The organism is Streptomyces sp. NPDC044044 (assembly GCF_056434405.1).
Genome location: NZ_JBWKFG010000009.1, coordinates 123,005 through 141,500 on the forward strand (window position 1 = coordinate 123,005; position 18,496 = coordinate 141,500).

Sequence of the window (18,496 nt, forward strand, 5' to 3'; positions counted from 1 at the left end):
ATTGCTCCCATCCACCCGCCCCTTCCCGCACAACACACGTCACTCATCTCGTCCCACGCGTAACACCTGTGTCATGCGCACCTGTTGACGCCGCAACTTTCCGGCCCCAATGTGGCTGATTGTTTGGCCGATACACCCAACCTCACCCCCGGAGGTGCGCGTGTGTGACCTGCACGATCAGCATGAGCATGAGGCACTCCCCGCGAGCGGCCCGCCCCTGAGCCGCCGCCGCATCATGCAGCTCCTCGGCGCGGCCGGTGTCACCGCCGGTGTCATGACCGCCGAAGCGGACCCGGCGATGGCCGCAGGAGCCGACGACAGCCCCGCCGCCTACGAAGCCCCCGACGGCCTCGCGGCCGACACTCCCGCCAAGCGCGCGGCGCTCGACTGGATCACCTCCCACGACGACCGGATCACCGGCCTGAACGCCGAGATCTGGGACAACGCCGAGCTGTCCCTGCGCGAGTGGAAGTCCTCCATCGCGGAGGCCGATTTCCTCGAACGGGCCGGATTCGACGTGAAGTTCGGCACCGCCGGCTTCCCGACGGCGTTCACCGCGACGTTCACGCACGGCAAGGGCGGCCCCGTCCTCGGCTTCAGCGGCGAGTACGACGCGCTGCCCGGCCTCTCGCAGAACAAGGGCGTGGGCCACCACGATCCGCGCGAGTACATCCACGACCCCTTCGCGCCCGGCTACGGCCCCGGCCACGGCTGCGGCCACAGCGCGCTCGGCACCGCGGCGGCGGCAGCGGCGGCGGCCGTCGCGCAGGCCGCCAAGAAGCACCGGCTCCCCGTCACCGTGAAGTTCTTCGGCTCCACGGCCGAGGAGATGCTGATCGGCAAGACGTACGCCGTCAGCAAGGGGGTGTACGACGGCCTCGACGCGTTCCTGGACTGGCACCCCTCCACGGCCAACGCGACGGGCTGGGGCAGCACCACCGCGATGACCGCCGTCACCTTCACCTTCCTCGGGGTGGCAGGGCACGGCGGAACCCCGCTCGGCAACAAGTCCGCCCTGGACGCGGCCGTGATGATGGCGACGATGTCGGAGTTCCTGCGCGAGGAGAACCTCGCGCCGAGCGGCCGACTGCACTGGGTGATCAACAACGGCGGCGACATCCCGAACGTCACCGCGGAGATCTCCGAGATCTCGTACTACGTACGCGAAGGCAGCCCCGCCCGCGTGCAGGTCCTCCTGGACAAGGTGATCGCGGTCTCCGAGGCGGCCGCGAAGGCGTCCCAGACGACCGTCCGCCACCGCGTCACCTCGGCCTGCTGGAACCAGCTCCCGGCCAAGGCTTTCGCCGAACTCCTGCACGCGAACATGCGGGAGATAGGCCCGCCTCAATTCTCCGACGAGGCGCACGAGTTGGCCAAGGAGCTGCAGGAGTCACTCGGTCTTCCCCAGAAGGGCATGCACGACAAGGTCGGTGAACTGACCCCGCCCAACCCGGTGTTCATGGGCGGCGGCTCGACGGACGTCGCCGACATCAGCTGGAACGTCCCCACCGTCTCGATGGGTGCCGCGCTCGCCCCCATCGGCACCAAGATGCACACCTGGTCCACCGCGGCCTGCGCGGCGGCGGCACCCGGCCAGGCCGCGGTGATCGCCGCGGCGAAGTATCTGGCGGCGACCGCGGTCGACCTGATCACGCAGCCCGAGCGCCTCAAGGCGGTCAAGGACGAGTTCAAGGACCGTACGAAGGGCGTCAGTTGGAAGACCGCGCTGCCGGACGGCTATGAGCCGCCGATGTACGAACCCCCGGCGTGGTTCCTGAAGAAGACGGGCCAGAAGTGGCCGCCCGCGAACATCACGTGGCCGCCGAAGCGGGTCGTCTCCCAGGAGAAGTTCTCCTCGCTGGGGCCGGAGCTCGAACCCCAGAAGTAGTCCGCCCCCGAAGGAGAGCGCGGCCGTCCGCTCACCGTCCGCCGTGCGTGTACCGGCGGACGGCGAGCGGCACGCACACGGCGAGCAGCACGAGACACCAGGCGATCGACCCGGCCACGGGATGCGCCACAGGCCAGGCGGCACCCTCCGGCACGGGCGCGTTGCCGCACAGATCGCGCACCGCCGTGGCCACCGCGCTGATCGGATTCCACTCGGCGACGGTGCGCAGCCACCCGGGGAGCCCGTCGGCGGGGATGTACGCGTTCGAGAGCAGTGGCAGCATGAACGTCGCACCGCCCAACTGCCCCGCCGCCTCCTCGCTCTGCGAGGCGAGCCCGAGCAGGATGCCGATCCAGGTCGTCGTGAACCGGAAGAGCAGCAACAGGAAGAAGGCGCCAAGGGCCTGGAGCGGGCCGCCCTCGATCCGCCAGCCCATGGCGACCCCGACGAGCATCAGCGGCACGAGCCCCACGGAGGTGGTCAGCAGATCGGCGGCAGCCTGCCCGAGCGGGACGGCCGAGCGGCTCATGGGCATCGTGCGGAACCGGTCCATGACGCCCCGGTGGGAGTCCTGGGCGGCGGTGAACATGCCGGTCATGATGCCGTTCGCGGCGGTCGCGACGAGCATGCCAGGGACGAGGAAGGCGCGGTAGTCGGCGCCGGGCATGGCGAGGGCGCTGCCGAAGACGTAGCCGAAGAAGAGCAGGAAGACGATGGGCATCGTCTGCGTCATGACGAGGATGGCGGGCGCGTGCTTGATGCGCTGCAGATGCCGGCCGAGGACGGCGGTGCCGTCGTAGAGGATGGCGCTCAAGGGGGACCTCCAGGGGTCAACGAACACCCGCCCGCCCCTGAACGCGGGTGTTCGCGTTCGGAGCCGCGGGGTGATCGGGTGGGTGGGCGGGAAGCATCCGCCGCGCAGCGGCGGTTCAGGAGACGCGCGCGACGAGCCGCAGGAAGACCTCGTCGAGGGTCGGGGCCCGAAGCGTCGCGTCGACGACAGGCACTCCGGCCGAGTCCAGCTCACGGACGATCCGGGGCAGCGTCAGCGAAGGGTCGAGGGCGACCGCCCCCGCGGTCCGGCGCCCGGCGTCGAGGACGGGCTCGGCCCCGGTGAGCTGATCCAGCACGACCGCGGCAGCGGCCAGCGCCTCCGCCGCCGCGTCCTGCGCCAGGACGACCTCGACGTAACTCCCGATCTGCGCCTTCAGCGCGGCGGGCGTACCGCGATGCGCCGCCCGCCCCCCGTCGATCAGGACGACCTCGTCGGCGAGCTGATCCGCCTCCTCCAGATACTGCGTGGTCAGCACCACGGTCGTCCCCTCGGCGGCCAGTTCCCGTACGGCGTCCCAGATGCCGCCACGGCTGTGCGGATCGAGCCCCGTGGTGGGCTCGTCGAGGAAGAGGACGCGGGGCCGCACCAGAAGACTCGCGGCGAGGTCGAGCCGCCGTCGCATGCCGCCGGAGTAGGTGCGAGCGGGACGGTCGGCGGCGTCCACCAGGCCGAACCGCTCCAGCAACTCGTCGCCCCGCGCGAGCGGCGCCCGCAGCAGCCGGGCGAAGAGCCGCAGATTCTGCCGCCCGGTCAGATCCCCGTCGACGGAGGCGTACTGCCCGGTCACCCCGATGAGCCGCCGCACCGTGGCGGCCTCCCGGACCACGTCGTGCCCCGCGACGAGCGCCGTCCCGGCATCCGGTGTCTGGAGCGTGGTGAGCAGCCGCACGGCGGTCGTCTTGCCCGCTCCATTGGGGCCGAGCAGCCCGCAGACAGTGCCCTCGGGAACGGCGAGGTCGAGCCCCCGCAGGGCATGGACGTCCCCGAAGCGCTTCTCCAGACCTTCACTAAGTACAGCGTACGTAGAAGTCATGCCCGCACGGTACCTCACTACGTACGCTGTACGTAACTAACATGGGGGGCGAGGTGATGATCAATGACGGGCCGAGCGGCCGAACCGGAAGTGATCTGGGCGCGCCCCGAGCGTGCGGGCCGTGGCCCGAAGCCCGCGTACAGCAGGGCGGACATCGCGGCGGCAGCCGTCCGCATCGCCGACGCGGACGGCATCGAGGCGGTCTCCATGCGGAGGGTCGCGGGCGAGCTCGGCTGCGGAACGATGTCGCTCTACAACTACGTACCGCGCAAGGAAGACCTGTACGAGCTGATGGTCGACGCGGTGAGCGGCGAGTACGAGCTGCCCGCGGGACCGCGGGACGGCGACTGGCGTGCGGAGATGATGGCGCTCGGCCGCCAGACGCGCGCCCTCATGCGGCGCCACCCGTGGCTGCCGCGGATCATGTCCGCGCTCTACGGCTTCAGCCCGAACGCCCTGCGCTACCTGGAGCACTGCCTCGGCGCCCTGGAAGGGCTCGACGCGCCCTACGGCACCAAGATGGAACTCATCGGGATGGTCAACGGCTCGGTCATGACGTACGTCGTCAACGAGTTCGCCATGGCGGAGCGCGCGCGGGCCCTGCCGTGGACGGAGGAGCAGGAGCAGCGGGTGCGGTACGCGTATCTCGCCGGGCAGGTCGCCGGAGGGGCCTATCCGCGGCTCGCGGCTGCGCTCACGGAAGGGCCTGAGCCGGGGGACGCCGACGAGCTGTTCGAGCGGATGCTGAACCGGCTCCTGGACTCGTTCGCCTGAGCGGCGCCTTCGGGCCCGACGCCGCCGCTCAGGCCGGGGCCGCCTCCTCCTGGTCCCGGAATTCGAGCCGGCCGAGCTCGCCGCGCGATGCCACGCCCAGCTTGGGATAGGCGTTGTAGAGGTGGTAGCCCACCGTGCGCGGCGACAGGAAGAGCTGGGCGCCGATGTCCCGGTTGGTCATGCCGGTCGCCGCGAGCCGTACGACCTGCCGCTCCTGCGGGGTGAGCCGTTCCAGGGGTGCCGCTTCGCCGGTGTGCCGCGCCCGGCTCTCGCCGGTGGCCCGCAGTTCGGCGCGGGCCCGCTCGGCCCACGGCGGCGCCGCGAGCAGCTCGAAGGTGTCGAGGGCCGAGCGCAAGGGCGTACGGGCTTCGCTCCTGCGGCCCGCGCGGCGCAGCCACTCCCCGAAGAGCAGCTCCGTGCGGGCCCGTTCGAAGGGGCGGCCGTCGTCGGTGTGCAGCGCGATGGCTTCCTCGTACGCCGCTCCTGACTCGGCCTCCGGGGCGAGCAGCGCACGGCAGCGGGCGGCAAGGGCCCGCGCCCAGGCCGCCCCCGTGTGGTCGGCCCACTCGGCGAAGACCCTCGCCGGCTCCCGCACGGAATCGGCCCGTCCGGTCCGCACGGCGGCCTCGACCCGGTCCGGGACGCAGTACAGGACGACGATGGTGTGGCCGGACGGGCTCGCCGCGACGTCCTCGTACGCACGCAGGGCGGATTCATAACGGCCGAGTCCCAGCTCCAGCATGGCGATCGCGATCCCGCCCCACACCTGGCCCGGCATGACCTGTCGCAGCTCGCCCTTGGCGGCGAGCTCACGGCAGCGCTCCTCGTCGCCGTCGAGCGCCGCGAGATAGGCGAGGACGCCCGACAACTGCCCTACGTAGTGCGGTTGTCCGGTGTCCTGTGCGATCCGCAGCCCTTCCGCGGCGCCCGTCAGGGCGCAGCCGTGGCGGCCCAGGAAGATCCGCGCGCGGGTACGCATGAGCAGCACGAGCGGCAGCGGGCCGAGCGCGCCCTGCTCGCGGCACTCGCGGTCCAGCTCGGCGGCGAGGTCGTTGCCGGTCTCCAGCTCGCCGAGCGGCGCGAACCAGGAGGCGATCGAGACGCGTTCGCGCAGGGTGTGCCCGCGGTCGTGGCGCTCGGCCCGCAGACTGTCGAACAGCGCGCGCAGCGGCGGGAGTCCGCTGCCCGGGTCGCCCGCCGCGAGCCGGGCGAGCCCCTGTGCGGCGGGCAGATAGGGCAGGGCGTGCGGGGGAGTCTTGAGGTCGAGTCCGGCGAGCCGGGCGCTGATCTCGTCGATCGACTGCCGGTGCCCGGAGAGCCAGGCGGCGGTCATCGCCTCGTACGCCATGAACGCCGCCGTCTCGGGCGTGTGCGGGGCGATCTCGGCGGCCGTGTCGAGAAGCACCGAGTACGAGGCGTCGAGGCGCCCCTGCTCGCGGGCGACGGCGGCGCGCACCTGCGCGAGCTGCGCGAGGACGGCCGGGTCGGTCAGGTGCGGGGCGGCGCGCAGGGCGAGTTCGGCGGCGCGTTCGTTCTGGCCCGCGTCCGCGGCGGCCGACGCGGCGAGCGCGAGACGCCGGGCGCGGTGCGTGCCGTCCGGGCTGAGCTGGGCCGCGCGCTCGCAGGCCGCGGCGACGGCCGCGTAGCCGCCGCGGGCCCTGGCGTGTTCGGCGGTCTGCTCAAGGATGCCGGCGACGTACTCGTCGGGCTCCGTGGTGGCGGCCGCCAGATGCCAGGCCCGGCGGTCGATGTTGCCCACGCAGGGCAGCGCGTCGGCGAGCGCGCGGTGCGCGGCGATGCGGTCGCCGACCGGGGCGCTCTGGTAGGCGGCGGCGCGGATCAGGGGGTGGCGGAAGGTGAGCCGCCCGCCGTCGAGACTGAGCAGCTCCTTGTGCTCGGCGGGCTCCAGATCGGTGACGGTGGCGCCGAGTCTGCTCGCGGCGGCGGCCGTCACGGTCAGATCTCCGGTGCCTTCCGCCGCCGCGACCACCAGCAGGGACCGGGTGGCCCGTGGCAGCGAGGACATCCGGTCCGCGAAGGTCCGCAGGAGGCGGGAGTGGCTCGGCAGGGAGCTCAAGTGATAGCCGTAGGCGGGTATGTGGCCCTCGCGCTGGGCGGCGGGCAGCTCGCGCAGGGCGAGCGGGTTGCCGCCGGACTCGCTGCGGATCTGCTCGCGTACGTAGGCGGGCAGATCCCCCGCGTGCTCGGCGAGGAGCTCGCCCGCGGCCTCGTCGTCGAGCCCGGTGAGCCGCAGCTCGGGCAGGCCCTGGGCGGGGAAGGGCGGTGCGTGCGCGTCGCGGGCCGCGAACACCATCACGACGCCTTCGGCGGCGAGGCGCCGGGCGGCGAAGAGGAGGGCGTCCGCGGAAGCCTGGTCGAGCCACTGGGCGTCGTCGACGAGGCAGAGGAGAGAGCCCTCCTCGGCGGGGTCCGCCAGGTCCGCAAGGAGGGTGAGCACCGCCAGGCCGATGAGGAAGCGGTCGGCCCGCGAGTCGCCGGTCGCGAGGCCGAGTGCGGCGCGCAGGGCCTTGGCCTGCGGCTGAGGCAGGTCGTCGATCCGGTCGGTGACGCGGTGCAGGAGCAAGTGGAGTCCGGCGAAGGGGAGTTCGCTCTCGGCCTCGATGCCGGTTGCCTGCAGCAGGCGCATGCCGTGGGTGGTGGCCTGGAGGGCGGCGTGTTCGAGGAGCCCCGACTTGCCGATGCCGGCCTCTCCTCGTACGACGAGGGCACTGCTGTGGCCCTGCCGGGCCTTGGCCAGCAGTTCTTCCAGCTGAGTGGTCTCGCTGCCGCGTCCGTAGAGCATGAACTGACCCTAACGGGCGGGGTAGGCCTGGCGGTGGGCTGCGGGTTCGGGCCGGGGGCCTTTGGGGTGCCGGATCCGTGCCGGGGGCATTGCTGTGCGCGGCCGCGTCGTGCCCGGGGTGCTTTTCAGTCCGCCGCTTCGCGGCGAGTTTTTCCCGCCCACCCACCCGATTGCCCTGCGGGGTAAACGGGTGGGTGGGCGGGAGACATCCGCCGCGAAGCGGCGGTCCAGGCGGCCACAGCGGTCCAGGGGCGAAGCCCTGGTGGCCCCGGGGCAGAGGCGCAGCCCCGGGGCAGCAGATCCGTGGGTCAAAGGCGCCCCGCCAGAACCACCTTGCCGCGGCCATGCCCCCGCTCCACATCCCGCTGCGCTTCCCCCGCCCGCTCCAGCGCGTACTGCGCGCGGATGTGCAGCCGCAGCGCCCCCTTCGCGTACAGCTCGGCCATCTCCGCCAGGCGGGACGCCGATCTCGCGCCGGTGAGTTCGGGCAGGCCCAGGCGGCGGGCCTCCTCCGTCGCGACCATCGTGATGACGCGGTCGGGGTCCTTGGCCACCGCGGCCGACGCGCGCAGCGCTTCCGCTCCCGCACCGTCGAGCGCCGCGTCCACGCCCTCCGGGGCGATCGCGCGCACCCGCTCCTCCAGGCCGTCGCCGTACGTCACGGGAATCGCGCCCAGCGCCCGCAGATGGGCGTGGTTGGGTTCGCTCGCCGTGCCGATGACCGTCGTCGCGCCCCACGCCCTCGCCAACTGCACCGCCAGCGTGCCGAGTCCGCCCGCCGCGGCGTTGATCAGGACCGTGTCGCCGGGACCCACGCGCATCGCGCCGAGCGCCAGGTGCGCGCCCTGCGCGTTCCCGGAGAAGCCGCCCGCCTCCGCCCACCCCATCGCGTCCGGCTTGGCGACCAGATTCTCCTGCGGGACCACGACGTACTCCGCGTACGAACCGAGCAACGAGAAGCCCAGCACCGGATCGCCCGGCCCGAACCCGCTCACCCCGGAGCCGACCGCGTCGACCGTCCCCGCGAACTCGTTGCCCGGCACGACGGGGAACACCGCCCCCGGCGGCCTGATCACCCCTTTCCGCAGCCCGATGTCGAAGGGCATCACGCCCGCCGCCCGTACCCGCACACGGACCTCGCCAGGACCTGGCTCGGGGACGGGAAGGTCCACCGGGCGCAGCACCTCCGCCGCGCCGTAGGCCGTGAACGCCGCGGCGCGCATCGTCGTCGGAGCAGTGGCAGTCATGAGGTTCCCCTCTTGAGTTGGCTGAGTCATCGGAGCCATCGGAGTCGTCGCGCGGTCACGGTTTCAGCACCACCTTGCCGACCGTCCCCCGCCCCAGCAGCGCCGCGTGCGCCGCCCCCGCATCCCGCAGCGGGAACGTCGTCACCGCCGGTACGAGCGTGCCGCGCGCCGCCTCGTCGAGCGCCCGCTCCTGGAGGCCGCGCAGGCCCCCGGGGACGCGCGCGATCCGCGGGCCCAGTGCGTACGTCGCCGTCAGGAGACGGCTGTGGAGGTCCTTGGTGCCCAGCTCCGTGGGCGTGCCCGACGACCAGCCGTACACCACGAACCGGCCCCCGAAGCCCAGGAGTTCGAGCGCGGCACGCCCCGCTTCGCCGCCCACGCTGTCGAAGGCGACGCTCACCTCGCGGCCCCCGAGCGCCGCACGCACCTTCTCCGCCCAGTCGGGCTCGTTGTAGTCGACGGCCACGTCCGCGCCCAGGTCCCGCACCCGTGCCTTCTTCTCGGGGCCGCCCGCCGCGCCCACCACGGTCGCGCCCGCGTTCCGCGCGGCCTGCACGAGGAGCGTGCCGATGCCGCCCGCCGCGGCCGTCACCAGCGCCACGTCGTCCGGTTCGAGCGCGGCGACGTGCAGGATGCCCAGCGCCATCCGGCCGGTGCCGACCATGGCGATCGCCGCCTCGTACGAGAGCGAGTCGGGCAGCCGGAACAGCGCGTCCGTCTCGCGCACGGCCAGCTCCGCATAGCCCGCGTTGACCAGGCCCAGGTGCGTCACCACCCGCCGCCCGAGCCACTCCTCGTCCACTCCCTCGCCGAGGCCGTCGACGACGCCCGCCACCTCCCGGCCCGGCGTCATCGGCAACTCGGGGATCGGGAACGGGAGTTCGTCTGCCGCGCCCTTCTGGAGCGCGGTGTCCAGGAGGTGAACTCCCGCGGCCTCGACGGCGATACGGACCTGGCCGGGGCCCGGGACCGGGTCGGCGACCTCCTCGTGGCGCAGGTTCTCGGGCCCGCCGAAGGCATGCAGTCGGATCGCTCGCATGGTCAACTCGCTTTCGTCGTACGAAGGAAGAAGGGGAGAGGAGCGCGGGGCTACGCCGTGTAGGCGCGGGCCGCCTTGCCGTCGCGCAGCGTAACGGCCCACCAGGCGAGCTGGTCGAGCATGACCTTCGCCGCGCCGGCCGGGCCCTCCTCGTCGTGCGGCCGGCCGTCCGGGCCGAACCGGTGCCACGCGCCGTGGAAGCTGACCGTGTCGCGCATGGTCGGCGCGTGCAGTTCGGCGAAGACCAGGCGCAGTTGCTCCACCGCGCGCAGGCCGCCCGCGACACCGCCGTACGAGACGAAGCCCACCGGCTTCGCCCGCCACTCGTCCAGGTGCCAGTCGATCGCGTGCTTCAGGTCGGCGGGGAAGCTGTGGTTGTACTCCGGCGTGATGACGACGAACGCGTCCGCCGCCGCGAGCCGCGGGGTGATCGAGCCGACGACGGGGGCGACCTCGCTGCCGAGGATCTCCGGGCGCTCGCCGCCCGCCAGGTCGATCACGTCGATGTCGATGTCGTCGCGCTGCCCGGCGACCGAGACGAACCAGTCGCGGACGGTCGGCGCGAAGCGGCCCTCGCGGGTGCTGCCGACGATGACCGCCACCTGAAGTCGCTGCGGGCTGGTGCTCATGGGGTTCCTCCCTGGTTCCGCGGCTGCCGGGATTCCGGCTGCCGTGCCGACACCGGGAAATCTAGGGAGCGACCGAGGTCCGCGGCCTCTGTCGGACGACCGGGATCATGACGGGGCGGTGACCGGGGTGCGACCGGGGTCCGCACGCCCGGTCATTCCCAGTCGTACGACAGAGGCGGCGCACAGGCCCCTGTTCCTAGCGTCGACCCCATGACGCACGCGACCTGTGACACCACGCCCCCCGCCGAGACCGCCCTCACGAAGACCCGCTGGACGCCGGTCGCCGTCATGGCCCTCGCCATGCTGATGGTCACCCTGGAGCTGAGCCTCTCCTCCGTGACGCTGCCCGCGATCGGCACCGACCTCGGCGTCGGGACCTCGGCGACCCAGTGGGTGCTCCTCGCCTACGCCCTGCCGACGGCCGCTCTCGCGATCCCCGCGGGGCGGTGGACGGACCGGGTCGACCTCCGCGCCGTGTTCCTCTTCTCCGTACCGGCGATCGGGCTCACCAGCATCCTCGCGGCCCTCGCGCCCAACCTCCCTGTGCTCCTCGCCGCCCGCGTCCTGCAAGGCGTCGCGGGAGCCGTGGCCGTCTCGGTCTACCTGCCGGTGGTCGCCGCGGTCGTACGGCCCGAGCAGCGGGGCCGCGCGATGGGCTACATCGCCACGATCATGCCGATCGGCTCGATGGGCGGCTCGTCCCTCGGCGGGTTCGTCGCGGACGCGTACGGCTGGCGGCCCGTGATGCTGATGAAGGTGCCGGTGCTGATCGTGGTGATCTGGCTCGGGGCGCGCTTCATCCCGTCCACGGGCGGCGGGCTCACCCGGCCCGACCGGTCCCTGGTGGGCGACGGCCTCGTCCTGGGCGGCTCGGTGACCGCGCTCCTGGTGGCCTTCGACCGGATCGAGGCCGAACAGCCTCTCGTCGCCGCGGTGTTCTCGGTGGCCGCCGCCGCGCTCGCGGTGTGGTGGACCCGACTGCGCTCTGCGCGGCCGGTGACCGGGCTCCTGCGGCGCAGGGCCATCGGCCTGCCCGTCCTCTCGCTCCTGCTGACCGGCACGTTCGTGGGGCTCTCCTACTTCCTGCTGCCGTTCTACGTCGCCGACGTCCTGCACGAGAGCGCCTCGACGACCGGCCTCGCGATGGTCTTCTTCATCGGCGCAGTGGCCCTCTGCTCGCCGGTCAGCGGCCGGCTCGCCGACCGGCTCCCCGGCAGGCTCGTGGGGTCGGCGGGTCTGCTCCTGGTCATCGGTGGCCTGCTGGGCATGCTGACGCTCGGCTCCGGCGCCGGGCTCTTCGACATCGCCTGGCGGCTCGCCCTGATCGGCGTGGGGCAGGCGCTGTTCGGCACGCCGGTCAACGCCTCGCTCCTGTCGGCCGCGCCGCCCGACCTGGTGGGCACCATCGGCGGCGTCGGCAACACCTTCCGCACCCTCGGCTTCACGGTCGGCCCGGCGATCGCGGCCCTCGCGTACGGCGTGGGCGGCGGGGGAGCGGCGGGCTTCCGTACCGGGGTCTCCGTGCTCGCCCTGTTGCAGGTGGCCGGTCTGGTGGCGCTGCTCGGGTCGGGCGGGGTCCGGAAGGCCGCACAGGGGTAGCCGCACAGGGTTAGTCGCACAGGGTTGGCGGAGCGCCCCGAAGGTGCGCGGCGCCAGGCGGCTCAGATCAGGGCGAACTGGCCGCCGGGGCCTTCCTCGTGGTGGTCGAGCACCGACGCGGGGCGCCGCGCGGCGTCGGGCGCGGGAAGCACGCCCGCCCGGCGCAGCGTCTCAGCCGGGATGCCGGGACCTGCCTCCTTGAGTGATGTCGTCAACTCCTCCTGCATCGGCCGGAGTTCTGCCAGCAACGCAAGCACCGTGATCAGTTCGAGCAGCTCGGACGTCCATGCCTGCGGCCACTGCGCGGGACGGATCGCCTCCAAGGAGCCCGCCTCCCCGGCGGCCATGCGCCGCTCGAACCACAGCTCAAGGACGCGCACCCCGCTCACCTCGAAGTCCCACGCCTCCTGCGGCACGGGCGAGATGCGCCCCTCGTCCACGCACAGCGCTTCTTCGTCGGCGTCGTACGAGATCTCCGCGGGACGGGCGGGCAGCGGAGCCCGTACGTAAGGCCGCCGTCCGCCCGGTAGCTTCGGCCGCGCCCCGTCACCGCGCGCCTGGAGCGCGAGCACCCGGCGCCCGAGCTCCGTGCCCCGCGCCCAGATCGCGGCGTCGGACGTCAGCGGCACCCGGCACCCGGCCGGCGACGCCCCCGCCACGGCCAGCGTCCAGGCCAGCAGATCCCCGGCGCCGACGTCCTGGCCGAGTACACCGGAGAGATGGGCGAGCAGCCCCGGCGTCACATTGGGTTCGAGCCCGCCGGGGCGGCGGAACAGCGGACGGATGCGTCCGGGCCGCCCGGCGGGGGAGCGGCCGTCCGGCAGCACGGAGGAGGCGAGCACCGCGGGGCCCGCGGAGCCGGTGACGTACCCCTGCTCGACGAGGAACAGCTGCCCTTCGCCCGCGACCCGCCACAGCTCCGGGCGGGCGGCGTCGATGAGCCGGTGGTCCGGGATCAGCCACTGCTCGTCGAAGGGGCCGTGCAGGACGCGCACCGGATCGGGGCAGGGACCCGACGCGGCGGCCAGCGGGACCGTCGCGCCCTGGTGGCCGGGGAGCTGGGCGACCGCGGTGTGCAGGGTGCGCGAGCGCGAGGGGGAGAGGAGCTTCTCGCGCTCCTCGGCGTCCGCCCGCACGAACGCGGCCCAACGGGCTCTGAGGGATGCGGCGTCCGGTCCCATCGGCCACCCGCGGCCCGGCCGGAGCGGTGCGACGGACCACGGCATCAGGTCGGCGAGCAGCGCCGCTTCGTCGTGCGTCACGCCCGGCATCGTACGTCGAGACCCTTACGTCGCGTCGAGGGTGACCGTGAAGGAGAAGCGGTCGCCGCGGTAGTGGATGCGCGCCACGTCCAGGGCGCGCCCCTCCGCGTCGTACGTGATGCCCGTGTAGTGCAGGATCGGGCTGAGCAGCGGGACTTCGAGCAGGCGGGCCGTCTCCGGGTCGGCGAGCGTGGCCTCGACGGTGTCGGTGATGCGGCTGATGCGGACACCCACGACATCGCGCAGGACCTTCGTCATGGGCCAGCGCGCCAGATCGTCCAGGTCGATGCGGTCCGCGAGCTCGGGGCGGATGAAGTTATGGGCGTGATTGGTCGGTTCGCCCGTCTTCTCGTCGCTGCGCAGCCGGTGGTAGGTCGCCACCTCGGCCAGATCCGGGAAGTGCTCGGCGAGTTCGCCGGAGACCGGAGCCGTGCCGTGCGCGAGCAGCCGGGTGCTCATGCCCGACTGCTGGGCCACGATCGCGTCGACCGAGCCGAGCAGCCGGACCGGGGAGCCGCGCTGGGCGCTCGGCTCGATGAACGTGCCGCGCCGCCGGTGCCGGGTGATCAGACCCTCGTCCTCGAGCTCCTTGAGCGCCTGGCGCATGGTCAGGACGCTCACGCCGTAGTGCCCCGCCAGCTGCTCCTCGGTGGGCAGCCGGAGCGGGGCGTCGGGCACGCGGCCGAGTATCGAGGCGCGCAGGGACTGCGACACCTGATACCAGAGCGGCAGCTTGCGATTCAGGACGATCGAGTCCGGGGCGAAAGCGGTCACGGTCTCTCCGAATCAGTCTCGAAAATGGCGCTCCAGACCTTCCCACACATCGTCGTACCCGCGCTGCAGATGGGAGGCCTGAGCTGCTTGTTCGGTCGCCGTCACCGGCCACCGTGTCTCGAACATGAAGGCAAGCCCGTCGTCGATCTTCTGCGGCTTCAGCTCGGCGGCCGATGCCTTGTCGAAGGTGTCCCGGTCGGGGCCGTGCGCCGACATCATGTTGTGCAGCGAGCCGCCGCCGGGCACGAAGCCCTCCGCTTTCGCGTCGTACGCGCCCTCGATCAGGCCCATGTACTCGCTCATCACGTTCCGGTGGAAGTATGGCGGCCGGAAGGTGTCCTCACCGACGAGCCAGCGCGGTGCGAAGACGACGAAGTCCACGCCCGCGAGGCCCGGGGTGTCGGAGGGCGAGGTGAGCACCGTGAAGATCGACGGGTCCGGGTGGTCGTAGCTGATGGTGCCAAGGACGTTGAAGCGGCGCAGGTCGTACACGTACGGGACGTGGTTGCCGTGCCAGGCGACGACATCGAGCGGCGAATGGTCGTACGTCGCCTGCCACAGGTTTCCGCAGAACTTGTTCACCGCCTCGACCGGCCGCTCGGCGGCGTCTTCGTATGCGGCGACCGGGGCCCTGAAGTCCCGTGCGTTGGCCAGGCCGTTCGCGCCGATCGGCCCGAGGTCGGGGAGCTGGAAGGACGCCCCGTAGTTCTCGCACACGTACCCGCGGGCGCTCTCGTCGAGCAGCTCCACGCGGAAGCGCACCCCGCGCGGGATCAGCGCCACCTCGCCGGGCTCCGCGCGCAGCAGCCCGAACTCGGTGCGCAGCAGCAGGCCGCCCCGCTCGGGGACGACGAGGAGTTCGCCGTCCGCGTCGCTGAACACCCGGTCCGTCATGGAGGAGTTGGCGTGGTAGAGGTGCACGGCCATGCCCGTGCGCTGGGTGGCGTCCCCATTGCCGCCCAGGGTCCACAGGCCCGCGAGGAAGTCCGTGCCGGGGGCGGGCTCGGGGAGCGGGTTCCAGCGCAGCCGGTTGGGGTCGGGGACCTGCGTGAACGGCGCCGTGCGGATCGCGCCGTTGTCGACGCGGGTGAACGCCGGGTGCGCGGCGGAGGGGCGGATGCGGTAGAGCCACGAGCGGCGGTTGTGCGCGCGGGGCTCGGTGAAGGCGGTGCCGCTCAGCTGCTCCGCGTACAGCCCGAGCGGTGCGCGCTGGGGTGAGTTGCGGCCGTGCGGCAGGGCGCCGGGCACCGCTTCGGAGCTGTGTTCGTTGCCGAAGCCGGAGAGGTACGTCAGTGCCTCCGCCGTCTTGCGCGCCCCGCTGGTGTCCGCACGGCTCGCGTCGCTGGTGTGTTCCCGGCTCATCATCGCTCCCTCGTCAACGATTCCTATGGGTCACCGTAGGATTCACGTTTTCCTTCCGCAAGGGGGATCCATGGATGTGAACAATGCTCTACTCTCCCGGGGATGTCCCACCGTGATCGGCAGAAGCCTCCGCCGCCCCCGAAATCCCTGCGCCGCGTGCCCGTGCAGGAGCGCAGTGCCGAGCGTCTGACCCGGATCCTCGATGCCTGCGCCGACCTCCTGGACGAGGTCGGCTACGAAGGCCTGAGCACCCGCGCCGTGGCCCAGCGCGCGGGCGTCCCGATCGGCTCGGTCTACCGCTTCTTCGGCAACAAGCGGGCCATGGCCGACGCCCTGGCCCACCGCAATCTCGACGCCTACGGAGAGCGCGTGGCGGCGCGCATGACCGGGGTGGAGCGCGGCGACTGGCGCGGCGCGGTCGACGCTGCCTTCGACGAGTACCTCGCCATGAAGCGCAGCGTCCCCGGCTTCGGCCTGGTCGACTTCGGCGTCCCCTCGGATCTCGACGCGATGCCCGACGCCAACGCGGACGTCGCCGAGCGGGTGGCGGGGCTGCTCGCCGCCCACCTCGACCGGCCGCTGGACAAGAAGCTGAGCCGCACGGTGCTCGTCGGTGTCGAGGCGGTGGACGCCGTCCTCCAACTCGCCTTCCGTGCGCACCCGTCGGGCGACCCCGACCTGATCGACGAGACGCGGATCCTGCTGCACTCGTATTTCGCGGGCTCGCTGGACTGAACCGGGGGCCAGAGGGCGGGGCAGGGGTCAAGGGCCGGGGGCTCGCGGTTTCGCGACCTGACCCCTCAGGGGTCCTGACGGCATGCATACCGGTCGGTATGGTGAGAGCGCACGTGCGCCGTCGCCGCCGCCCTGGAGGGTCCTCCATGCCCAGCACCGCCCGCACCGCCCTGCGTATCTGTCCCCTCTGCGAAGCCACCTGCGGGCTCACGCTCACCATCGAAGGGCCCTCCGACGGCGCCGACGGCGCGCGCGAGACCGGTGCGCGCGTGACCGGTGCGCGCGGAGACCGGGACGATGTGTTCAGCCACGGCTTCATCTGCCCCAAAGGCGCCTCCTTCGGAGAGGCCGACTCCGACCCCGACCGCCTGAAGGGCCCGCTCGTACGCAAGGACGGCGTACTCCAAGAGGCAAGCTGGGACGAGGCGTTCGACGCCGTCGCCGCAGGGCTTCGCCCCTTGATCGAGCAGCACGGTCCGCAGGCGGTCGGCGTGGTGCTCGGCAACCCGAACGTGCACACCATGGCGGGCGGCCTCTACCCGCCCGTCCTGCTGAGCTCCATCGGCACCCGCAACGTCTTCACCGCGAGCACCGTCGACCAGATGCCCAAGCACGTCTCCAGCGGGCTCCTCTTCGGCGACGCGTTCGCCATCCCCGTGCCCGACCTGGACCGCACCGACCATCTGCTCCTGCTCGGCGCCAACCCCCTGGACTCCAACGGCAGCCTGTGCACCGCGCCCGACTTCCCCGGCAAGCTGAAGGCGCTGCGCGCGCGGGGCGGCACGCTCACCGTCGTCGACCCGCGCCGCACCCGCACCGCGAAGCTCGCCGACCGGCACCTCGCGATCCGGCCCGGCGCGGACGCACTGCTGCTCGCGGCGATGGTCCAGGTCCTCTTCGAGGAGAAACTCACCGACCTCGGCGCCCTTGAGGAACAGGTGGAAGGGGTCGACGCCGTGCGCGATGCCGTACGCCACTTCACCCCCGACGCCGTCACCGCCGCCTGCGACGTGCCCGCCGACACCATCCGCGCCCTCGCCCGCGAGCTGGCGGCGGCGCCCACCGCCGCCGTCTACGCCCGCGTGGGCGCGAGCACCGTCGCCTACGGCACCCTCACCAACTGGCTCGTCGACGTCCTGAACGTCCTGACCGGCAACCTCGACCGCCCCGGCGGCGCCCTGTTCCCGCTCTCCGCCACCGACCGCGCGCCCCGCCCGGCGGGCCCCGGCAAGGGATTCGCGCTCGGCCGCTGGCACAGCCGCGTGAGCGGTCACCCTGAGGCCAAGGGCGAACTGCCGATCGCCGCGCTCGCCGAGGAGATCGACACCCCCGGCGACGGCGCGATCCGCGCGGTCGTGGCCATCGCGGCCAACCCCGTCCTCTCGGCGCCCGACGGCGACCGCCTCGACAAGGCGCTGGCCTCACTCGACTTCATGGTGAGCGTCGACCCGTATCTGAACGAGACCTCGTGCCACGCCCACGTGGTCCTGCCGCCGCCCCCGCCCTCCCAGAGCGCCCACTTCGACTTCGCCTTCAACGGCTTCGCCGTGCACAACCAGGTCCGCCACACCCCCGCCGCGCTGCCCCTGACGGGCGGCAGGATCGCCGAGACGGAGATCCTCGCGCGGCTCGTCCTGGCCGCGAGCGGCATGCACGGCGCCGATCCCGCCGCCGTGGACGCGATGGTCGTCGACAGGACACTCGGCAAGGCCGTCACCGAGCCGCACTCGGCCGTGCACGGCCGCGACCCCAAGGAACTCGCCGCTCTCCTCACCGGTGAGAGCGGCCCCGAGCGGCGGCTCGACCTCATGCTGCGGCTCGGCCCCTACGGCGACGGATTCGGCGTACGCGAGGACGGCCTGACCCTGGAGCGGCTCCTCGCCCACCCGCACGGCATCGACCTCGGCCCGCTGGAGTCCCGCCTCCCGCAGGTCCTCAGGACGCGCAGCGGACGCGTGGAACTCCTCCCGGGACCGATCGCTGACGACCTGCCCCGCCTTGCGGGCGCGCTGCGAGCCACCCCGGACGAGCTCGTCCTCGTAGGGCGTCGTCATCTGCGCTCCAACAACAGCTGGATGCACAACGTGCGCTCCCTCACCGGCGGCTCCAACCGCTGCACCCTGCACGTCCACCCCGATGACGCGGCCCGCATCGGCATCGAGAACGGCGGCCACGCGCGCGTGGAGGCCGCCGGCGGGCAGCTCACCGTCCCCGTGGAGGTGACCGACGCCGTGCGCCCCGGCGTGGTCAGCCTGCCGCACGGCTGGGGCCACGACCGCCCCGGCACGCGCCTCTCCGTCGCGGCCGAGAACCCCGGGGCCAACGTGAACCAGCTCCTGGACGGGACACTTCTCGACCCGCTCTCCGGGACGTCCGTGCTCAACGGCTTCCCGGTGTCCCTGACGCCCCTCGCCCCGGCAAAGGCTCCGGCGTCTGGGGCCGCACCGCGTTAACTCGTTGACCTGGAGTTTTGCGCTTATTGCTCGCACGTCAACATCTTGTTAACGCTGGAGAAC

14 protein-coding genes are annotated in these 18,496 nt (G+C 72.6%); 5 read left to right on the forward strand and 9 right to left on the reverse strand.

What is annotated here, in order from left to right:
• Positions 1–160 precede the first annotated feature (160 nt).
• Complete coding sequence (locus AC07AG_RS31290; RefSeq protein WP_478759499.1) at positions 161–1,888, forward strand: amidohydrolase; 1,728 nt, start codon at positions 161–163, stop codon at positions 1,886–1,888.
• 31 nt (positions 1,889–1,919) lie between these two features.
• Here AC07AG_RS31290 and AC07AG_RS31295 read toward each other — a convergent pair whose 3' ends face one another.
• Positions 1,920–2,702: an ABC transporter permease gene (locus AC07AG_RS31295; protein WP_478759500.1), complete on the reverse strand. Its 783-nt coding sequence runs from the start codon at positions 2,700–2,702 to the stop codon at positions 1,920–1,922.
• A 115-nt stretch (positions 2,703–2,817) separates the two neighbouring features.
• Positions 2,818–3,756: an ATP-binding cassette domain-containing protein gene (locus AC07AG_RS31300; RefSeq protein WP_478759501.1), complete on the reverse strand. Its 939-nt coding sequence runs from the start codon at positions 3,754–3,756 to the stop codon at positions 2,818–2,820.
• A gap of 63 nt (positions 3,757–3,819) precedes the next feature.
• On the opposite strand from AC07AG_RS31300, the gene AC07AG_RS31305 reads away from it, so the two are divergent.
• The gene (locus AC07AG_RS31305; RefSeq protein WP_478759502.1) at positions 3,820–4,530 is read left to right on the forward strand and encodes a TetR/AcrR family transcriptional regulator; all 711 of its coding nucleotides are present in this window, start codon (positions 3,820–3,822) and stop codon (positions 4,528–4,530) included.
• Positions 4,531–4,558: 28 nt separating this feature from the next.
• On the opposite strand, the gene AC07AG_RS31310 is transcribed toward AC07AG_RS31305, so the two are convergent.
• From AC07AG_RS31310 to AC07AG_RS31325, 4 genes are all read right to left on the reverse strand, one after another.
• Positions 4,559–7,333, reverse strand: coding sequence for a helix-turn-helix transcriptional regulator (locus AC07AG_RS31310; RefSeq protein ID WP_478759503.1), 2,775 nt, complete (start codon positions 7,331–7,333; stop codon positions 4,559–4,561).
• Positions 7,334–7,641: 308 nt separating this feature from the next.
• Positions 7,642–8,580 (reverse strand): NADP-dependent oxidoreductase, encoded by a 939-nt coding sequence (locus AC07AG_RS31315; protein ID WP_478759504.1) that lies wholly within the window; start codon positions 8,578–8,580, stop codon positions 7,642–7,644.
• 55 nt (positions 8,581–8,635) lie between these two features.
• Positions 8,636–9,619, reverse strand: coding sequence for a zinc-binding dehydrogenase (locus AC07AG_RS31320; protein ID WP_478759505.1), 984 nt, complete (start codon positions 9,617–9,619; stop codon positions 8,636–8,638).
• Positions 9,620–9,669: 50 nt separating this feature from the next.
• A complete protein-coding gene (locus AC07AG_RS31325; protein WP_478759506.1) occupies positions 9,670–10,248 on the reverse strand; it encodes an NADPH-dependent FMN reductase in 579 nt (192 codons plus the stop codon).
• A gap of 210 nt (positions 10,249–10,458) precedes the next feature.
• Between AC07AG_RS31325 and AC07AG_RS31330 the strand changes: the two genes are divergently transcribed.
• Positions 10,459–11,847: an MFS transporter gene (locus AC07AG_RS31330; RefSeq protein WP_478759507.1), complete on the forward strand. Its 1,389-nt coding sequence runs from the start codon at positions 10,459–10,461 to the stop codon at positions 11,845–11,847.
• 62 nt (positions 11,848–11,909) lie between these two features.
• Here the strand turns inward: AC07AG_RS31330 and AC07AG_RS31335 are convergent, their stop codons facing one another.
• Genes AC07AG_RS31335 through hmgA form a run of 3 tightly spaced genes read right to left on the reverse strand, consistent with a single transcriptional unit; the run spans position 11,910 to position 15,245 of the window.
• Positions 11,910–13,118 carry a type ISP restriction/modification enzyme gene (locus AC07AG_RS31335; RefSeq protein WP_478759508.1) on the reverse strand — a complete coding sequence of 403 codons (1,209 nt, stop codon included), beginning with the start codon at positions 13,116–13,118 and terminating at the stop codon, positions 11,910–11,912.
• A gap of 15 nt (positions 13,119–13,133) precedes the next feature.
• Entirely contained in the window at positions 13,134–13,883 is a 750-nt protein-coding gene (locus AC07AG_RS31340) for a GntR family transcriptional regulator (RefSeq protein WP_478759509.1), read from the reverse strand.
• Between the two features lie 12 nt (positions 13,884–13,895).
• A complete protein-coding gene (gene hmgA / locus AC07AG_RS31345) occupies positions 13,896–15,245 on the reverse strand; it encodes a homogentisate 1,2-dioxygenase (protein WP_478759939.1) in 1,350 nt (449 codons plus the stop codon).
• A gap of 102 nt (positions 15,246–15,347) precedes the next feature.
• Here hmgA and AC07AG_RS31350 point away from each other — a divergent pair, with 102 nt between their 5' ends.
• Both AC07AG_RS31350 and AC07AG_RS31355 read left to right on the forward strand, forming a co-directional pair.
• On the forward strand, positions 15,348–15,980 hold the full coding sequence (locus AC07AG_RS31350; protein WP_478759510.1) for a TetR/AcrR family transcriptional regulator: 633 nt from the start codon (positions 15,348–15,350) through the stop codon (positions 15,978–15,980).
• A gap of 146 nt (positions 15,981–16,126) precedes the next feature.
• Positions 16,127–18,433, forward strand: a complete 2,307-nt coding sequence (locus AC07AG_RS31355; protein WP_478759511.1) for a molybdopterin-dependent oxidoreductase — start codon at positions 16,127–16,129, stop codon at positions 18,431–18,433.
• The last annotated feature ends 63 nt before the right edge of the window (positions 18,434–18,496 follow it).

What these genes read in the sequence shown, in the direction of transcription:
- AC07AG_RS31325 (WP_478759506.1), bottom strand. Translation starts at nt 10,248, where the DNA reads ATGAGCACCAGCCCGCAGCGACTTCAGGTGGCGGTCATCGTCGGCAGC.
- AC07AG_RS31300 (WP_478759501.1), bottom strand. Translation starts at nt 3,756, where the DNA reads ATGACTTCTACGTACGCTGTACTTAGTGAAGGTCTGGAGAAGCGCTTC.
- AC07AG_RS31305 (WP_478759502.1), top strand. Translation starts at nt 3,820, where the DNA reads ATGACGGGCCGAGCGGCCGAACCGGAAGTGATCTGGGCGCGCCCCGAG.
- AC07AG_RS31335 (WP_478759508.1), bottom strand. Translation starts at nt 13,118, where the DNA reads ATGCCGGGCGTGACGCACGACGAAGCGGCGCTGCTCGCCGACCTGATG.
- AC07AG_RS31350 (WP_478759510.1), top strand. Translation starts at nt 15,348, where the DNA reads ATGTCCCACCGTGATCGGCAGAAGCCTCCGCCGCCCCCGAAATCCCTG.
- AC07AG_RS31310 (WP_478759503.1), bottom strand. Translation starts at nt 7,333, where the DNA reads ATGCTCTACGGACGCGGCAGCGAGACCACTCAGCTGGAAGAACTGCTG.
- hmgA (WP_478759939.1), bottom strand. Translation starts at nt 15,245, where the DNA reads ATGAGCCGGGAACACACCAGCGACGCGAGCCGTGCGGACACCAGCGGG.
- AC07AG_RS31320 (WP_478759505.1), bottom strand. Translation starts at nt 9,619, where the DNA reads ATGCGAGCGATCCGACTGCATGCCTTCGGCGGGCCCGAGAACCTGCGC.
- AC07AG_RS31355 (WP_478759511.1), top strand. Translation starts at nt 16,127, where the DNA reads ATGCCCAGCACCGCCCGCACCGCCCTGCGTATCTGTCCCCTCTGCGAA.
- AC07AG_RS31330 (WP_478759507.1), top strand. Translation starts at nt 10,459, where the DNA reads ATGACGCACGCGACCTGTGACACCACGCCCCCCGCCGAGACCGCCCTC.
- AC07AG_RS31315 (WP_478759504.1), bottom strand. Translation starts at nt 8,580, where the DNA reads ATGACTGCCACTGCTCCGACGACGATGCGCGCCGCGGCGTTCACGGCC.